At 40.2% G+C, this 15,230-nt stretch carries 13 protein-coding genes; 10 read left to right on the forward strand and 3 right to left on the reverse strand.

The genetic code is table 11. The features are described 5' to 3' along the window. Positions 1-139: 139 nt before the first annotated feature. The 7 genes from JWR87_RS18230 to JWR87_RS18260 all read left to right on the forward strand — a co-directional run bounded on the left by JWR87_RS18230 (position 140) and on the right by JWR87_RS18260 (position 8,235). Positions 140-889 (forward strand): ROK family protein, encoded by a 750-nt coding sequence (locus JWR87_RS18230; protein ID WP_297822917.1) that lies wholly within the window; start codon positions 140-142, stop codon positions 887-889. A gap of 114 nt (positions 890-1,003) precedes the next feature. After that, entirely contained in the window at positions 1,004-1,447 is a 444-nt protein-coding gene (locus JWR87_RS18235; RefSeq protein ID WP_297822919.1) for an RpiB/LacA/LacB family sugar-phosphate isomerase, read from the forward strand. Positions 1,448-1,572: 125 nt separating this feature from the next. Beyond that, positions 1,573-2,673 (forward strand): transaldolase, encoded by a 1,101-nt coding sequence (gene tal, locus JWR87_RS18240; protein WP_297822921.1) that lies wholly within the window; start codon positions 1,573-1,575, stop codon positions 2,671-2,673. 82 nt (positions 2,674-2,755) lie between these two features. Then, positions 2,756-4,216 (forward strand): NADP-dependent phosphogluconate dehydrogenase, encoded by a 1,461-nt coding sequence (gndA, locus tag JWR87_RS18245; RefSeq protein ID WP_297822924.1) that lies wholly within the window; start codon positions 2,756-2,758, stop codon positions 4,214-4,216. A gap of 604 nt (positions 4,217-4,820) precedes the next feature. Beyond that, positions 4,821-6,338 carry a glucose-6-phosphate dehydrogenase gene (gene zwf / locus JWR87_RS18250; RefSeq protein WP_297822926.1) on the forward strand — a complete coding sequence of 506 codons (1,518 nt, stop codon included), beginning with the start codon at positions 4,821-4,823 and terminating at the stop codon, positions 6,336-6,338. Positions 6,339-6,340: 2 nt separating this feature from the next. Beyond that, positions 6,341-7,060: a 6-phosphogluconolactonase gene (gene pgl, locus JWR87_RS18255; RefSeq protein ID WP_297822928.1), complete on the forward strand. Its 720-nt coding sequence runs from the start codon at positions 6,341-6,343 to the stop codon at positions 7,058-7,060. Positions 7,061-7,251: 191 nt separating this feature from the next. Continuing rightward, positions 7,252-8,235 carry an ROK family protein gene (locus JWR87_RS18260; protein ID WP_297822930.1) on the forward strand — a complete coding sequence of 328 codons (984 nt, stop codon included), beginning with the start codon at positions 7,252-7,254 and terminating at the stop codon, positions 8,233-8,235. A 10-nt stretch (positions 8,236-8,245) separates the two neighbouring features. On the opposite strand, the gene JWR87_RS18265 is transcribed toward JWR87_RS18260, so the two are convergent. From JWR87_RS18265 to JWR87_RS18275, 3 genes are all read right to left on the reverse strand, one after another. Beyond that, complete coding sequence (locus JWR87_RS18265; RefSeq protein ID WP_297822932.1) at positions 8,246-9,121, reverse strand: class I SAM-dependent methyltransferase; 876 nt, start codon at positions 9,119-9,121, stop codon at positions 8,246-8,248. Positions 9,122-9,505: 384 nt separating this feature from the next. Next, positions 9,506-10,627 (reverse strand): alpha/beta hydrolase, encoded by a 1,122-nt coding sequence (locus tag JWR87_RS18270; RefSeq protein ID WP_297822934.1) that lies wholly within the window; start codon positions 10,625-10,627, stop codon positions 9,506-9,508. A gap of 79 nt (positions 10,628-10,706) precedes the next feature. Next, on the reverse strand, positions 10,707-11,453 hold the full coding sequence (locus JWR87_RS18275; RefSeq protein ID WP_297822936.1) for an NUDIX domain-containing protein: 747 nt from the start codon (positions 11,451-11,453) through the stop codon (positions 10,707-10,709). A gap of 104 nt (positions 11,454-11,557) precedes the next feature. On the opposite strand from JWR87_RS18275, the gene JWR87_RS18280 reads away from it, so the two are divergent. The 3 genes from JWR87_RS18280 to JWR87_RS18290 all read left to right on the forward strand — a co-directional run bounded on the left by JWR87_RS18280 (position 11,558) and on the right by JWR87_RS18290 (position 15,065). After that, a complete protein-coding gene (locus tag JWR87_RS18280; RefSeq protein WP_297822938.1) occupies positions 11,558-13,192 on the forward strand; it encodes a carboxylesterase family protein in 1,635 nt (544 codons plus the stop codon). A gap of 98 nt (positions 13,193-13,290) precedes the next feature. Continuing rightward, positions 13,291-14,349, forward strand: a complete 1,059-nt coding sequence (locus JWR87_RS18285; protein ID WP_297822940.1) for a histidine kinase — start codon at positions 13,291-13,293, stop codon at positions 14,347-14,349. Between the two features lie 2 nt (positions 14,350-14,351). Beyond that, the gene (locus tag JWR87_RS18290) at positions 14,352-15,065 is read left to right on the forward strand and encodes a response regulator transcription factor (RefSeq protein ID WP_297822942.1); all 714 of its coding nucleotides are present in this window, start codon (positions 14,352-14,354) and stop codon (positions 15,063-15,065) included. Positions 15,066-15,230: the final 165 nt, after the last annotated feature.

The raw sequence follows: 15,230 nt of genomic DNA on the forward strand, positions 1-15,230 counted from the left end.
TAGCCGACCTTTCCTTTTCAAATAAAGATGCGTTTATCGTTCCGACAAATTTCGCATGCTGCATTATTAAAACGGTTATAATACTTCAATATAAATAACTTCAAATAATTATTATCGAACTCAAATTTTAAATTTTTCAATGGAAACAAATTCATACCAAAATATTCTATCTATAGATATTGGCGGATCTAATGTAAAGGCAACGATTTTAAACAAAGACGGAGCCATTACAATGGATTATCAAAGAGTGGAAACTCCTAAGCCTACAACTCCTGAAAGGCTATTGCAAACAATACAAGGTCTTACAAAAAATTTTCCTGTATTTGATTGTATTTCTGCAGGATTTCCTGGCTATGTAAAAAAGGGGGTGGTTATTACTGCACCAAATCTTGATACTTCACTATGGCATAATGTTGACCTCAGAAAATTATTGTCAGATACGTTCGGCAAGCCTGCTAAAGTTGTCAACGATGCAGACATGCAGGGGCTGGGTGTGGTAAATGGAAAGGGTTTCGAAATTGTAGTAACCTTGGGGACCGGCTTTGGTACTGCTTTACTAATGGATGGCTATCTTTTGCCTCATCTTGAAATTGCACATCATCCAATCACCAAAAATAAAGATTACGACCAGTACATCGGCGAAAAAGCAATGTTGGAGATAGGCGATAAAAGATGGAATAAGAGAATAAAAAAGGTAATCGGAATTTTGCAAACCGTTTTTAACTACGACCATTTATACATTGGAGGAGGAAATGCAAAAAAAATAGACTTCGACCTTGATTCTAATATCACCATAGTTTCAAATAAAGATGGGATAAAAGGTGGTGCAAGGCTTTGGAGAATGGAAGAGCATCCGCAGGTAAGACCTAGTTATACAGCCGCACAGTAATGGTAATCGAAAAGTATATATCCGAATCAACTCGATTTATAGAACAATTTTGGAAGACAAACGGAAATAGCTTTTGTAAAAAAACTTGAGATTGAGATCCTAATTAGAATTGTTATGAAAATAGGAATAGCAGCAGATCACGGAGGTTTTCAATTAAAACAGATTCTCTCACCGATAATATCAAAACTCGGATACGAGTTGGTAGACTTTGGAGCGAAAGAACAAAATGACCAGGATGACTATCCTGATTTTGTTATCCCCCTTGCCAGGGCAGTTGCAAGTAAAGAAGTTCAGCGGGGTATTGCTGTTTGCGGAAGCGGAGTGGGAGCATCTATCGCAGCAAATAAAGTTACAGGTGTCCGCGCTGCTCTCGTACATGATCATTTTTCTGCACACCAGGGCGTAGAGGATGACGACATGAACTTGCTTTGTCTTGGCGGAAGGGTTGTAGGAAACAACGTAGCCCAGGAAATCATACAAACATTTTTACAGGCAAAATTTACTGAAGCGGAAAGACATGTCCGGCGATTACAAAAAGTAAAACAACTTGAGAAATAGACTTGACGTTTTACCTTCAGCCCCAGGGCTTTTTCTAAGGATGAAAATCAATAATTATGTTTGCATAGCTTGAAGCTTGATGTTGGGCACTTGCAGCAAAAAAAATCAACATAAAAACTATCATTATGGAAACAAATAGAGTAAAAAAGATTCATGATTTTGATCAAAGCATATGGCTTGACTTTATAGATAGGAAGATCATGAATACAGGCGAGCTTGATAAATTGATTAACGAAGACGGAGTAAGAGGAATTACCTCTAACCCTGCAATTTTCGAAAAGGCTATTAGTAGTAGTTCTGATTATGACGAGGATATTAAAACCCTATCAAAGGAAAAACAGGACAACGAGGAACTGTTTTATGCATTGGCTATAAAAGATATTCAGCGTGCAGCAGACATGCTTTTGCCAGTTTATAATGAAGAGGTGGAAGGTGCTGATGGCTACGTCAGCCTTGAAGTATCTCCGCTGTTAGCTAAAGACACAGAAGGTACTGTGAGGCAGGCAAGAGAGTTATGGAAACTGGTTGATCGTAAAAATGTGATGATTAAAATTCCTGGAACTGCCGAAGGTTTAAGAGCAATCAGGACTTGTATCAGTGATGGAATAAATATTAATGTAACCTTGCTTTTTGGACTGCCAAGATACCAGGAAGTTACAGAGGCTTATATAGCAGGATTGGAAGACCGCTTACATGCTAATTTGCCTATTGAGCAAATCGCTTCTGTAGCAAGTTTCTTCTTAAGTCGCATAGATGTAATGGTAGATCCAATGCTCGAAGAGAAGGGGCTGTCGCAATTAAAAGGTGAAGTGGCAATTGCGTCTGCAAGAAAAGCGTACGAAATTTATAAAAGCGTATTTAGTAGCGACAGGTTTAAAAAACTAGAAGAAAAAGGTGCAAAGCCACAACGTTTATTATGGGCAAGTACCGGAAGTAAGGATCCCGCCTTTAGCGATGTAAAATATGTAGAGGCTTTAATCGGGCCAAAAACAGTAAATACAGTTCCAATGGAAACATTAGAAGCATATAGAGATCACGGCGAACCGCAAAGTCGTTTAGAGGATGATTTAGATAAAGCCACCCAGGTGCTGAATGAGTTGAAAAAGGCCGGTATTAACCTTGACCAGATAACGCAGAAATTAGAAGATGAGGGGGTTGAAAAATTCAACAAGCCTTACAACAAATTGATGGACGCAATCGAAACACAAAGAAAACAACTAAGTTAGTAAATCAGCTTTGTTTACTTCTATAGCAACAGGCGACCATAAACTATTAAATCTTTAAGCTAAAACATTTTTTTAAATTGTTATGGACGAAAAACAAGAAACCGGGCTCCAGTTCGGAATGATAGGCCTGGGAACAATGGGGCGAAACCTATTATTAAACATGGCAGAGCATGGCTTCGCTGTTGCCGGTTACGATAAAGATCCCGAAAAGGTAAGATTGCTGGGTGAAGAAGGGAAAGGTTCACCGGTCAAAGGTTTCGAATCGCTGGAAACATTTGTGCAGAGTTTAAAGGCTCCTAAAGTGGTGATGATGCTGGTTCCTGCAGGAAAAATTGTGGATAGTGTGATAGCAGACCTGAAACCTTTCCTGTCTCCCGGTGACATCATTATCGATGGCGGTAACTCGCATTTTACTGATACGGTCATAAGAGATCTGGATCTTCAGAAAATAGGCTTGCACTTTTTCGGAATGGGTATATCAGGTGGAGAGGAAGGCGCGCGTAAGGGCCCGAGCATGATGCCTGGTGGCGACAAAGCCGCATACGAATTTGTTAAGCCTGTTCTCGATACAATTGCTGCACAGGTCAATAACACGCCGTGTGTTACTTATATTGGTCCCGGAGCTTCCGGGCATTTTGTTAAGATGGTACACAATGGCATCGAGTATGGTGTAATGCAGTTGATTGCAGAAACATACGAATTGCTTTACAAGGGAATTCAGCTTCCCGAGCATGAAATCTATGAGCTTTTTAAAAAATGGAATGAGGGCAGACTGCAGTCTTTTCTTATTGAAATAACCCGCGACATTTTTGCTTTCAGAGAACAAGGTTCCGATCACTTATTATTACACGATATTAAGGACCAGGCCAGGGCCAAGGGAACGGGTAAATGGACTTCGCAGGTTGCTTATGATCTTGAAACTCCAATCACAGCCATCGATACGGCCGTTTCCATGCGCGATCTTTCTAAGTATAAGCCGTTGAGAACACAGGCCGCTTCATTGTATGGTCAGGCCTTGCCTCGTTTGAACATTCTTAATAAAGAGGATTTTCTTACCAATCTTGAGCAGGCATTTTATTTTAGTATGATCATTACATACTCCCAGGGAATGCACATGCTTTACCAGGCATCAAACACCTACAATTACAACCTTCGTCTTCAAGAAATCGCTAAGATTTGGAGAGGCGGCTGCATCATCCGTTCTAAGTTTCTCAACGATATTTATAATGCTTACCAGGGCAACCAGCAGTTGCAGCACTTGTTATTAGATGATCAAATTGCCGCCCAGGTCACCGAGACATTGCAGGCTACAAGAACAGTTGTTGCTGGCGCCATTACCAGTGGACTTGCCGTTCCCGCATACGCCGCAGCACTAAGTTATTTTGATGCCTTTAGAAGCGAGCGAATGCCGGCTAATTTAATTCAGGCGCAACGTGACTATTTTGGTGCACATACTTATGAGCTTATCGGAAAAGAGGGCTTTTTTCATACACATTGGTCAGGAGATCCGGTTACTGCATTAAATAGTGGGGTAACGGGATAGAGTTTTTTAACCAGGCCAAGTACATCCGTGTGGCTTTTGTTGCGTCGCACGCTTGTACTGTAACAACCTTAATTCGGCTTTTATAAAAGCGACTGCTGGTATAACAATGGAAACGAAAAAACTTCCAAAAGGATACTATATAAAACAATTGTACGAGCTGTTAACGAAAAGGACCGATGATGCAAGGCGCATTCGGATGTAGCAGAAAGATTGGCATGTTTTGAACACTATTTATCAAAAAGGCGAAATAAGCAACACAGCGTTTCAGCATTTGATGAAACCTTTCGCCAACCCTGATACTTTGAATGCTATTTTGGCTTAAGCTTGAAGCAGACGATTTATTAAGAGAGGAAGCAGAACAAATTACTTTAACATTCAAAGGAATTGAAGTACACCGAAGGTGTCTGGAAGAACAATAGGTATTCAGAAAAAAAGCAATGGCAAATATATTCGACCTCCAATATGAAGCAACTATTGTAGCGCTACAAAAAATCATTGAAAACCTGGAAAATTAAGCTCTAAGAAAATTAACCTTACTATCGGCTATACTTCAAACCCAACATTCTACAGCTACTAAAATATTAAATCGAAAATCTAATTTTAAATGAGTATAGATAGCAGATCAAAGCCTACCATATTTGTAATTTTTGGTGGTACCGGCGACCTTAATTCACGCAAACTTGCACCCGCCTTATACAACTTGTTTTTAGATAATTGGTTGCCAAACCAATTCTCCATCATCGGAACAGGACGCACTAAATACACCGAAGAAGATTATAGAAATACGCTTCTAAAAGATATAAACGAATTTTCCAGGTCAGGTGATGCAGATCCGGCAAAGTGGCAGGAATTTTCAAGCCATCTCTATTACCAGGCTTCCGACCTAAAAAAAATAGAAACTTACCAGGAGTTTGGACAACGTATTAAAGCCCACCAGGAGGAATGGCAAGCACCTGCAACCATTATTTTCTACCTCGCAGTTTCTCCTAATTTTTTCGAAGTAATTGCACAAAATATTGCTGCCTGCAAACTGGCAGAAGATCCGGATCACTCCCGCATCGTAATAGAAAAGCCATTTGGAAAAGATCTTGAGTCTGCAACAGCATTAAATAAATTATTGGGGGGGCTGTTCCAGGAAAAACAGATCTACCGCATTGATCATTATCTGGGTAAGGAAACAGTACAAAATATTCTTGCCTTTAGATTTGCCAATTCTCTTTTCGAACCAACCTGGAACCGCAATTATATTGAGTATGTACAAATTTCAGTAACAGAGCGATTGGGTGTTGAAGACCGTGGAGATTATTACGAAGGTTCGGGCGCCCTGAGAGATATGATTCAAAACCATATTCTACAGCTACTTTGCCTGGTAGCAATGGAGCCCCCCGTAACATTTGTTGGCGAAGAAGTACGTAATCGTAAAGTAGACGTTTTACGGGCAATGCGTCCATTTTCTCCGGAAGATGTCAGAAAGAATGCCGTGCGGGGCCAGTACGGCGAAGGCTGGATAGAGGGAGAACAAGTACCTGCTTATAGAAGTGAAACAAAGGTAGATCCGCAATCAAATACTGAAACATTTGCAGCTATCAAATTTTTCATTGATAACTGGCGGTGGCAAAATGTACCTTTTTATGTTAGAACCGGTAAAAGAATGCATGAGGCCGCATCGGTTATTACTATACAGTTTAAAGACGTTCCCCATCTTATATTTCCTGGTGAGGCAACAGACAACTGGCAGCAAAATCGCCTCATTATTAGCATTCAACCCGAAATGAGTATTCGTTTGCAGGTGCAGGCAAAACGCCCTGGCCTCGACATGGTACTAAATACGGTAGACATGGTGTTTGATTATAAAAGTGCCTATACAAGTTATACCCCTGAAGCTTATGAAACCCTCTTGTTAGATACGATCGTGGGAGATCAAACCCTTTTTATGCGCGGCGACCAGGTAGAAGCTGCATGGAGTTTGATAATGCCTATTTTAAGTGCCTGGGAAAGTAAAAAAAGTGTAAACTTTCCTAACTATTCGTCCGATACATGGGGACCGGAACTTGCGGAGGCCCTGATCGCACGCGATGGATTTCATTGGGTTACACTTCCTCAAAATAATAAAAAAAAGTAGTGATGCTGTATATTTCAAAAACAAGCAAAGAGGTATTAGATGCGGCGGCTGAATATTTTGTAAAAACAGCTAAGGAAGCAATTTCTAAACAGGGAAGGTTTACAGTGGCATTATCGGGCGGCAGCTCGCCAAAAGGACTTTTTGAATTACTTGTGTCTGAATTCGATACTAAAGTTGAATGGAATAAAGTTTATTTCTTCTTTGGCGACGAACGGTATGTTCCTTCAGATCATCCTGACAGCAATGCCTTAATGGCTAAAAAAGCACTCTTTGACCCACTTCATATTTCCGCTCACCAAATTTTTGCTATCGATACTTCGCTTGAACCAAAGGCAAGTGCCCAAGCATTTCAAAAGGCGATCGAAAAACATTTTACTCCAGAACCAATAAGATTTGATTTAATCTTACTTGGCCTTGGTGATGATGCACATACTGCTTCCTTGTTTCCACATACGCCGGTTGTAAATGAAACTAAAGTAGGCGTGAAAGAAATTTTTGTAGAGGACAAACAAGTTTATCGTATCACTTTTACAGCTCCTCTTATAAATCAGGCTCATCACATTGCATTCCTTGTTTTCGGGGGTTCAAAAGCCGAAGCTGTTCAACATGTATTTGAAGGAGAAAAAGATTTTGATCAGTATCCTGCACAACTCATACAACCCGTAAACGGAGATGTAGCCTGGTTTATGGATGAAGCGGCTGCTTCGCTGCTGAAATTGTAGAGGCGCTTTTTTCTACGTCGAAATGCCCGCTATACTAAATCCAGGTCCTACTTGCTTTATTTGGCAAGCAAAAGGGATATTGAGAAAAGGATATATTACTGAGGATGTAAGGTATAAAAGACGCTGAACTGATAAAACGAAAATTATAAAAGGAACTTCTATACTTTTGGCACTTTTCTAAACAGACAATAATGACAAATGTTTCTCCTAATCTTGCTATTGGTATTGATATTGGTGGTACAAATTCTGAATATGGCATCGTTAATCACCGGGGAGAAATTTTAGTAAAAGGTAAGATAAGGACAGATACATACAACACTGTAGAGCCTTACATCGAAGAGCTGTATAATAACCTGATGCCTATTATTGAAACCTATGGAAAGCTTGGAAAAATAATCGGAATTGGCGTGGGAGCTCCCAATGCTAATTACTACAAAGGCATCATTGAGTACGCTCCAAATCTTAGATGGAACGGCGTTGTTCCGTTAGCACAATTAATTACTGATAAGTTTGGTTTGCGTTGTACTTTAACCAATGATGCTAATGCAGCAGCATTAGGTGAAATGATTTATGGAGCGGCTAAGGGGTTCAGGGATTTTATTATGGTTACATTAGGAACGGGTATGGGAAGTGCACTTGTTTGCAATCGTCAACTGGTGTACGGGCAGGATGGCTACGCCGGCGAGTTGGGACATACTACGATTATACGTGGCGGAAGAAAACATTGGAAAACCGACATACTTGGTTCCCTCGAGTCTTATGTGTCTGCAACAGGCGTTGTGCTTACTGCAAAAGAAGTGTTGCAGCAAAGCAACGAAGAAAGTTCACTACGTGAGTATAGTCTCGATCAAATTAATTCTCGTTTGGTTTATGAATGTGCTATAAAAGGCGATAAAGTAGCGCAGGAAGTGTATCGGTATACCGGCCAAATACTAGGCGAGGCGCTGGCAAACTTTGTAATGGTCTCATCACCTGAAGCAATTGTATTATTTGGAGGTCTCATAAAAGCTGGAGAACTTTTTTTGGCGCCAGCGAGGGAGCATATGGAAAAGAACTTGCTACCTCTGTATAAAGATAAAGTGAAGATTATTTTAAGTGAACTTAACGAAGCAGACGCAGCGATACTGGGAGCAAGTTCATTAGTCTGGGAGTTGCCGCATGTTAGTCCCGTTTAGTAAAACGGTTCTATCCTGTCTTTTTAGCGACGCACATCAGCGTCAATGCACTTTTTTTAGACGAGGGATTTCGGCCCGACAAAACGTTTCCCAACTTATATTTTAATTCAGCTTTACCTCTTAAGCCTTGTAAAACTTCCGCACCCAGGGTATGGTTGTGGGGAAACACCTGGATTGTAAAGCCGAGAGGCTCAAGCGTTGTTTTAAATAATTCTTCGGTAACCCCATGTCCGGGTTTATGATGGATTTCACAAGCAAGCCCCCATTTTTGTTGCTCCGAGGTTTTGTGAAAACCGTGGCCAATGTACCGATAATATAAAAGCCGGGCATTCCACAACAGCTTAGCAATGCCTTTATAATTCCAGGCGCTGTGCTGCGGATCGTGATCTGTAATCAATAGTCCCCCTGGTTTTACCAAACGTGCTGCTTCTTTTAGAACAGCAGCCATATCTACGCAATGGTGTAAAGTTGCATTTAGTGTAACGATATCTGCAAATGCTGATTCAAAGGGAAGATCATTCGCATCAGCTAAAACCGTGGTATATCCCAATTTTGATGCGAGTTCAAGCGACCCGGGTGCTACATCAATACCTATTAGTGTTTTTGGGCTACCTTGTAAGGTGGCATAAATATTTCCCGGTCCACAACCAATATCAACGACAACTTTGTTGTCCCAACTTCCACCCATGGCCGCTTTCCATCTACTCTTAAAAGTGTCACTGCGGTGGCAATAAGTAAGGTATTCTTCAGCCCATTCCTTACGGTTGAAATAATAGGCGTTCGCCTCAAGTCCTTCTGTACGGTTTCCTATGGGGAATTCAAGGAAATTACTTCTTTGTGTCCCTCTCTGATCGCGTTTTATAAAGTGGTTTATTTCAGTTGCCATACAAGTATGATGAAATTAATTTGTAAATGGTTGGCTAAAAAAAAACATAAGATGTTGGTATATGCTTGTTATTAAAAATATCGAATTATATCATATATTTCTACTATAAATCGGTAAATTTTTTTTGATCACGTCTTTTACTATCATAATATAAATTCAATAAATCTTCGATCCTCAATTAGTATTATGGCAATTGTTGATCCTCGAATTAATGATTATATCAATAATTCAGCAGCGTTTGCAACGCTTGTATTAAATCATTTACGTAAGGTTATTCATACAGCTTGTTCTGAGATAAAAGAGACAATAAGTGGAGCTTTCCCAAATTGTGAGTATGAAGGGAAGCCGAAATTGGAAGTACGCAATGCGAAGAGGATTAAACAACTACAACACTGTTTTTAAAAACTCTAAAACGCTCCAGGTGCTTAGTTGACCGGCCGGACCGTTTAAGGTATAATCAAAACCATGAGTTGCCCAGGGTAAATAAAGGTCATAGTGCTTCACTTTCAAACTATCCAGCTTTTTACCCAGCCGACCTCCATGTAGGTGCGAAACCAGCGGATCATTCTCTCCGTAAATTAATAGAGTGTGCACTGAACGCGTAGTAGCTGTTTCGGTTGCAGAACTATTAATGTATTGTTGCGGCACTTGTTTGTATGTTCCGCTAAGGTAATCTTCAATAACCTTTTTACTGTCGAGAACAAGCGGATTGGTTGGGTTGGCATAACCCCATACCATATCTGCAGGACCGTAGAAACTAATAACACCTTTTATCGCAGGATCATTTAAGGTGTAAGCTGCTGATAAAACAATTTGTCCACCTGCACTGCGTCCCAGCAATACAAACCTGGTCGTATCAATAGAAAGGCTTGCCATTTCAGAACGTAAATAAGTAAGGGCAGTTTGTAAGTCTTCAATAGGGGCAGGGAAATGGTATTCAGGGGCAAGGCGGTAATTGATAGTAGCGACGTGATAACCTGCTTTTGCAAGAGCACTATTTAAATCAGGTAATTGCTGGCTGTTTCCGGCCGCCCATGATCCACCGTGTACAATAACGATGCAGGGTTTCTTTCCTGCTGTTAACGAAGGGTAAAAGTCAAGGGTAAGTTTATTCGTAGGATCATATGTAAGGGTTTTGTAAGGCACCTTTTTTGCGTACACCCCCGTTATCATTTGCCCTAATTTAAACGGGGATGTATCGGCTATGCCGCTACTTTGCTTGTCAATGTTATTAGCAAATAGTCTTTTTAGTGTAGGAGCAACACGATATGCCCCAATTACAGGGACGGCATAAAATGCAAGTGTTGTAATTCCTAAAAGAAACATCAGAACTCTATGTTTTTTTTTGCCAAAACTCAGCAACAATAGTACTAGTACAATTGCGAAAAAGAACCAGCAGAACTCTGTAACCAATATAGATACATACCAAAGTTTACTTGTCGCTGCCGGAAGAACAGTTAACAGCGACAATAAAAAAAGAAGCGTCACTAATATTAATCGGATCATGTTTTATTTTTTTGTTCCTGGCACTATCGCTACATCAGCATTATTGCGTCGCACTCTTGTACTTTTTTATGCTGCTGCATCATTGCTGCTTCTTGGCAAACTTGTATAAGTACGGAGCTTTATGAGCTCCTCCTGTGTACTTTTTTTCAATTCGTTCAAGTATTTCCATGTTCAACATTTTTCTTTGAAAACTTGTTCTGAGTAATTTTTCTCCTAAAACTGTTTCATACAAGCTTTGTAAATCGGCCATTGTAAAATGTTCAGGCATCAGGTTAAACGCTATTAGTTTTTCATCAAGATTCGTACGTAAGGTTTCTAGTGCTTTGTCAACAATCTGCTTATGATCTAGTATCAATCGGGGCAAGTTTTCTAATTCGTGCCACTCGCATCTATCCGATAACAAGTCGGGGATAGGGACGGCTTTTGTATAATCAATAAGTGCATAAAATCCAACGGTTAAAAAGCGTTCAAAAAGCCAGTGATCCTTCAGCTCTCCGAGTCCTTTTCCTTGCATAATTGTTCTTAAAGGCTTCGGATCGTGTCTTGCTATGTCTCCAAAAATGTAAAATTGCTCCAGGTATATATTTTCCAGACTCGTTCTATCCGACAGTGTCCGCCTTGCAGCATCGGCCAGGTTTTCATCCTTCTTAATAAAACCTCCCGGCAGGGCAAATAAATTTGTATTCTCATATTCCAACAACAAAATTTTTAACTGGTTTTCATGAAACCCAAAAATTACTGTATCAATAGCCAGCCCTGGCATAAACATCTTTTCAAAGTCATCCGCTTCTAGTGCCTGTTTTCCTGCAACTTGCTTTTGTTTCATTGTTGTTATATAAGGCAAATAACCAGAATCTTTTTGTTAACCTGATAATTTATATTATTATTGTCTCACAATTGAGACAATAATACTCATTTTTAAATTATAGCATGAAAAAGCTTTTATTTCTCCCCTTGTTTGCCATTCAACTTACTCAAATCTCTGTAGCACAATCAACTTCCCGATCTTCTTCACCGGTTGTAAAAACCGTCAACGGACTTGTTGAGGGAACGGTTGAACAAAGCGGCGTCTTTTCTTTTAAAGGAATTCCTTTTGCTGCACCTCCTGTAGGAGACTTACGTTGGAAGGAACCTCAGCCAGTAAAAAACTGGACGGGTAAACTGGATGCAAAACAGTTTGGATCGCATGGTATGCAAACGAAAGTTTTTGGCGACATGGGCTTTCGTACAAAGGGTATGAGCGAAGATTGTCTCTATCTCAACGTTTGGACTCCTTCAACAACTAAAAAAGGCCTTCCTGTTCTGGTATATTTTTATGGAGGCGGCTTTGTTGCTGGTGATGGATCAGAGGCAAGATATGATGGAGAAAGTATGGCCGCAAAAGGAATTGTAGCCGTTACACTTAACTATCGGTTAGGCGTCTTTGGGTTTATGTCGCACCCTGAACTTACAAAAGAATCACCGCACAAAGCATCTGGAAATTATGGAGTATTAGACCAGGCGGCCGCCTTAAAATGGGTGCAACAAAACATAGCAGCATTTGGTGGTGACCCAAAGCGGGTAACAATTGCTGGCGAATCTGCAGGTTCTGTTTCCGTTAGTGCACAAATGGCTTCGCCGCTATCAAAGAATTTGATTGCAGGAGCTATAGGCGAGAGTGGTTCGTTACTTGGCACTTTACCCGCTGCTCCACTTGCAAAAGGTGAACAAACCGGGGTTGAATTTGCAAAAACCGTAGGGGCTAATTCCCTTGCAGAACTTAGAGCGCTTCCTGCTGATAAGCTACTTCAGTCAGCGGCTACGTTTGGGCCATTTCGTTTTGCAATGACTATCGACGGTTATTTCTTTCCAAAAGATCCAATGGAGATTTATAAGGCTGGTGAACAGGCTCATGTTCCGTTATTGGCTGGTTGGAACTCGGAAGAGATGAATTATAGAATGGTAATGGGCAATGAAAAGCCGACCAAAGAAAATTATATTAAGGCGGTACAGAAATTATACGGCGAAAAAGCGAACGACGCATTACAGGCTTACAATCCTTCCTCAGATGCAGAGGTAGAGCAGGTGGCAACAGATCTGGCAAGCGATAGATTTATTAGTTACAGCACCTGGAAGTGGGCCGATATACAGGCTAAGACAACCGGAAAAAAAGTGTATCGCTATTATTTTTCACGCCCGCGGCCGGCCATGTCTGCAGCTATGGGTAGCGTTACCGCTGGCTTAGCAGGAGGTATAGTTAAAGACACGACTGCTAAGCAAGCACCTGCAGCGCCTGCTGCCAAAGGCGCTGTGCATTCTGCTGAAATTGAATATGCAATGGGTAATCTTGGATCAAACAAAGTTTATGATTGGACGCCTGACGATTACAAGGTTTCGAAGGTTATGCAGGAGTATTTTGCAAACTTCATAAAAACCGCTGATCCAAACGGTCAGGGTTTACCAAAATGGCCTGCACTTAACACAAGCAGTAATCAACAGTTTATGAGAATTGATGTAAACACCAGCGCTGAAACTGATAAAAACCAAGGTCGTTACATCTTTATGGAAAAAGCCGCATCAAAATAGTTTAACCTTCTGGCTACATTACCTTTTTGGTAGCTGATTTTTGGTCTTTCGTCTCAATCTCATTCTATCACAACCCATTTCGTTGGTACTTTGCAGCTATGAAGGCAACATGGTACACCAAGAAATGGGTTGTTGTTTTACTACATGTCGCTGCATGGGTGCTGCTATTCTCTTTGCCGTACCTGTTACGGCCTACACCACAAAACGACCAGGCCGCAAATAACCGGCAAGGGCAGGGTTCGTATTTTTCTTTATTTATGAATCTTTCCTGGGTTGCCATCTTCTATTTCAACGCCATATTTTTAATCCCACGATTTTTCTACACGAAACGATTTTGGTTATATGGCCTTTCGGCTCTTTTAATATTCTCCTGGCTAATTGTTCAAACCCGTATTCTCTTTTATTTATTTATGAATACGAAGGAGTACAACTTGCGCATGCATCTTTTATTCACCTTATTCATTTTCCTGTTTATACTTGCAGCAAGTACTGCTTACCGAACTATTAAAGACAGGTTGGAAAATGAGAGGATTGCGAAAGAAAAAGAACGTATTGACAAGGAAAAGGAAAATGAGCATTTGAAAACGGAGCTTTCTTTCCTTCGTTCGCAGGTGAGCCCTCACTTTATGTTTAATGTGTTGAATAACATGGTAGCGCTGGCAAGAAAAAAATCAGATATTTTAGAGCCGTCATTAATAAAACTTTCTTCATTGTTACGATATATGCTTTACGAGACTGATGAAGAGAAGGTATTATTAGAAAAAGAAATCGACTACCTGAATAGTTATATCGACCTGCAATCGCAAAGATTTGGAAGCAAAGTGAAAGTAAATGTATCTATGGAACATTTCGATAGATCTTACTTTATTGAGCCCATGTTGCTAATACCGTTTGTAGAAAATGCTTTTAAACATGGGACCGGGCTTATACAAAACGCGGAAATTAACATTGAGTTGAAAGCCAGCAACAACTTATTGCAATTTATTGTAGTAAACCAGCACAACGGCGGCAGTGAAGAAACAAAGGATAAAACTTCGGGGATAGGTTTGCAAAATGTAAGGCGAAGACTAAATTTATTATACAAAGACAATCATACACTGCTAATTTCCGACAGGGACAATAAATTTATGGTGTCCCTTCAATTAAATCTCCACTAATAATGTTGCGGTGCATAGCAATAGACGATGAAGACCTGGCTCTCGAACTGCTTGAAGACAATATCAGCAGAGTTCCTTATCTGCAATTAGTAGCAAAGTCTGGTAACCCGATTGAAGCAATTGGTTTTATTCAACAGCAGAAACCTGACCTTGTTTTTTTAGATATACAAATGCCTGGATTAACGGGTTTGCAATTGATACAAAGCCTTCCAAACAAACCAATGTTTATCTTCGTTACAGCGTACGAAAAATATGCGCTCGATGGTTTTAACTTAAATGTGGTAGACTATTTGGTAAAGCCCGTTGCTTTTGATCGGTTCGTGGAGGCTTGTAATAAAGCCCTTGAATTGCACGAGTTAAAAAACAAGTCGCCAGAGGTTTTAAAAGAAACAGAGCAGTCATACGTCTTCATTAACGCCGACTACAGTCACATCAAACTCACTTTTGCCGATGTAGTTTATGTGGAAGGTTTAAAGGACTATATCAAGATACATTTCAAGAACGGAAAACCAATCGTAGTTAGGTTAAGTATGAAAAGTATTGAAGAACAACTACCATCCTCCAGCTTTTTAAGAATCCAAAAATCCTACATTGTTTCCAAAGAATCAATAACTGCTATCAGGAAGAACAGCGTTTTTATTGGTAGTATAGAACTTCCAATCGGCGATAATTATAAAGAAGCTGTGTTTACTTTACTTGGCATACAACCCCAATAATAATTTTATTATTAAGCCTAATCTTACTCTTTCTCAACCGGCACAATCATATCTGTAAAGGTTTATTTGTTTCCCATCATCGCATTACTCCCCGCTTTTCTACCCCTACTAATAAACACCTTTTTTTAATCTTGATATTTCAAGGCTTTTTTTATACCAACTTTT

It is taken from the genome of Segetibacter sp. (genome assembly GCF_025963695.1).
In the GTDB taxonomy this organism is placed as follows: Bacteria; Bacteroidota; Bacteroidia; order Chitinophagales; family Chitinophagaceae; genus Segetibacter.

Excerpts from the sequence above, each read along its gene's own strand:
- JWR87_RS18265 (WP_297822932.1), bottom strand. The coding sequence starts at position 9,121 with ATGGCAACTGAAATAAACCACTTTATAAAACGCGATCAGAGAGGGACA.
- zwf (WP_297822926.1), top strand. The coding sequence starts at position 4,821 with ATGAGTATAGATAGCAGATCAAAGCCTACCATATTTGTAATTTTTGGT.
- tal (WP_297822921.1), top strand. The coding sequence starts at position 1,573 with ATGGAAACAAATAGAGTAAAAAAGATTCATGATTTTGATCAAAGCATA.
- pgl (WP_297822928.1), top strand. The coding sequence starts at position 6,341 with ATGCTGTATATTTCAAAAACAAGCAAAGAGGTATTAGATGCGGCGGCT.
- JWR87_RS18285 (WP_297822940.1), top strand. The coding sequence starts at position 13,291 with ATGAAGGCAACATGGTACACCAAGAAATGGGTTGTTGTTTTACTACAT.
- JWR87_RS18280 (WP_297822938.1), top strand. The coding sequence starts at position 11,558 with ATGAAAAAGCTTTTATTTCTCCCCTTGTTTGCCATTCAACTTACTCAA.
- JWR87_RS18270 (WP_297822934.1), bottom strand. The coding sequence starts at position 10,627 with ATGATCCGATTAATATTAGTGACGCTTCTTTTTTTATTGTCGCTGTTA.
- JWR87_RS18290 (WP_297822942.1), top strand. The coding sequence starts at position 14,352 with ATGTTGCGGTGCATAGCAATAGACGATGAAGACCTGGCTCTCGAACTG.
- JWR87_RS18230 (WP_297822917.1), top strand. The coding sequence starts at position 140 with ATGGAAACAAATTCATACCAAAATATTCTATCTATAGATATTGGCGGA.
- JWR87_RS18275 (WP_297822936.1), bottom strand. The coding sequence starts at position 11,453 with ATGAAACAAAAGCAAGTTGCAGGAAAACAGGCACTAGAAGCGGATGAC.
- JWR87_RS18260 (WP_297822930.1), top strand. The coding sequence starts at position 7,252 with ATGACAAATGTTTCTCCTAATCTTGCTATTGGTATTGATATTGGTGGT.
- gndA (WP_297822924.1), top strand. The coding sequence starts at position 2,756 with ATGGACGAAAAACAAGAAACCGGGCTCCAGTTCGGAATGATAGGCCTG.
- JWR87_RS18235 (WP_297822919.1), top strand. The coding sequence starts at position 1,004 with ATGAAAATAGGAATAGCAGCAGATCACGGAGGTTTTCAATTAAAACAG.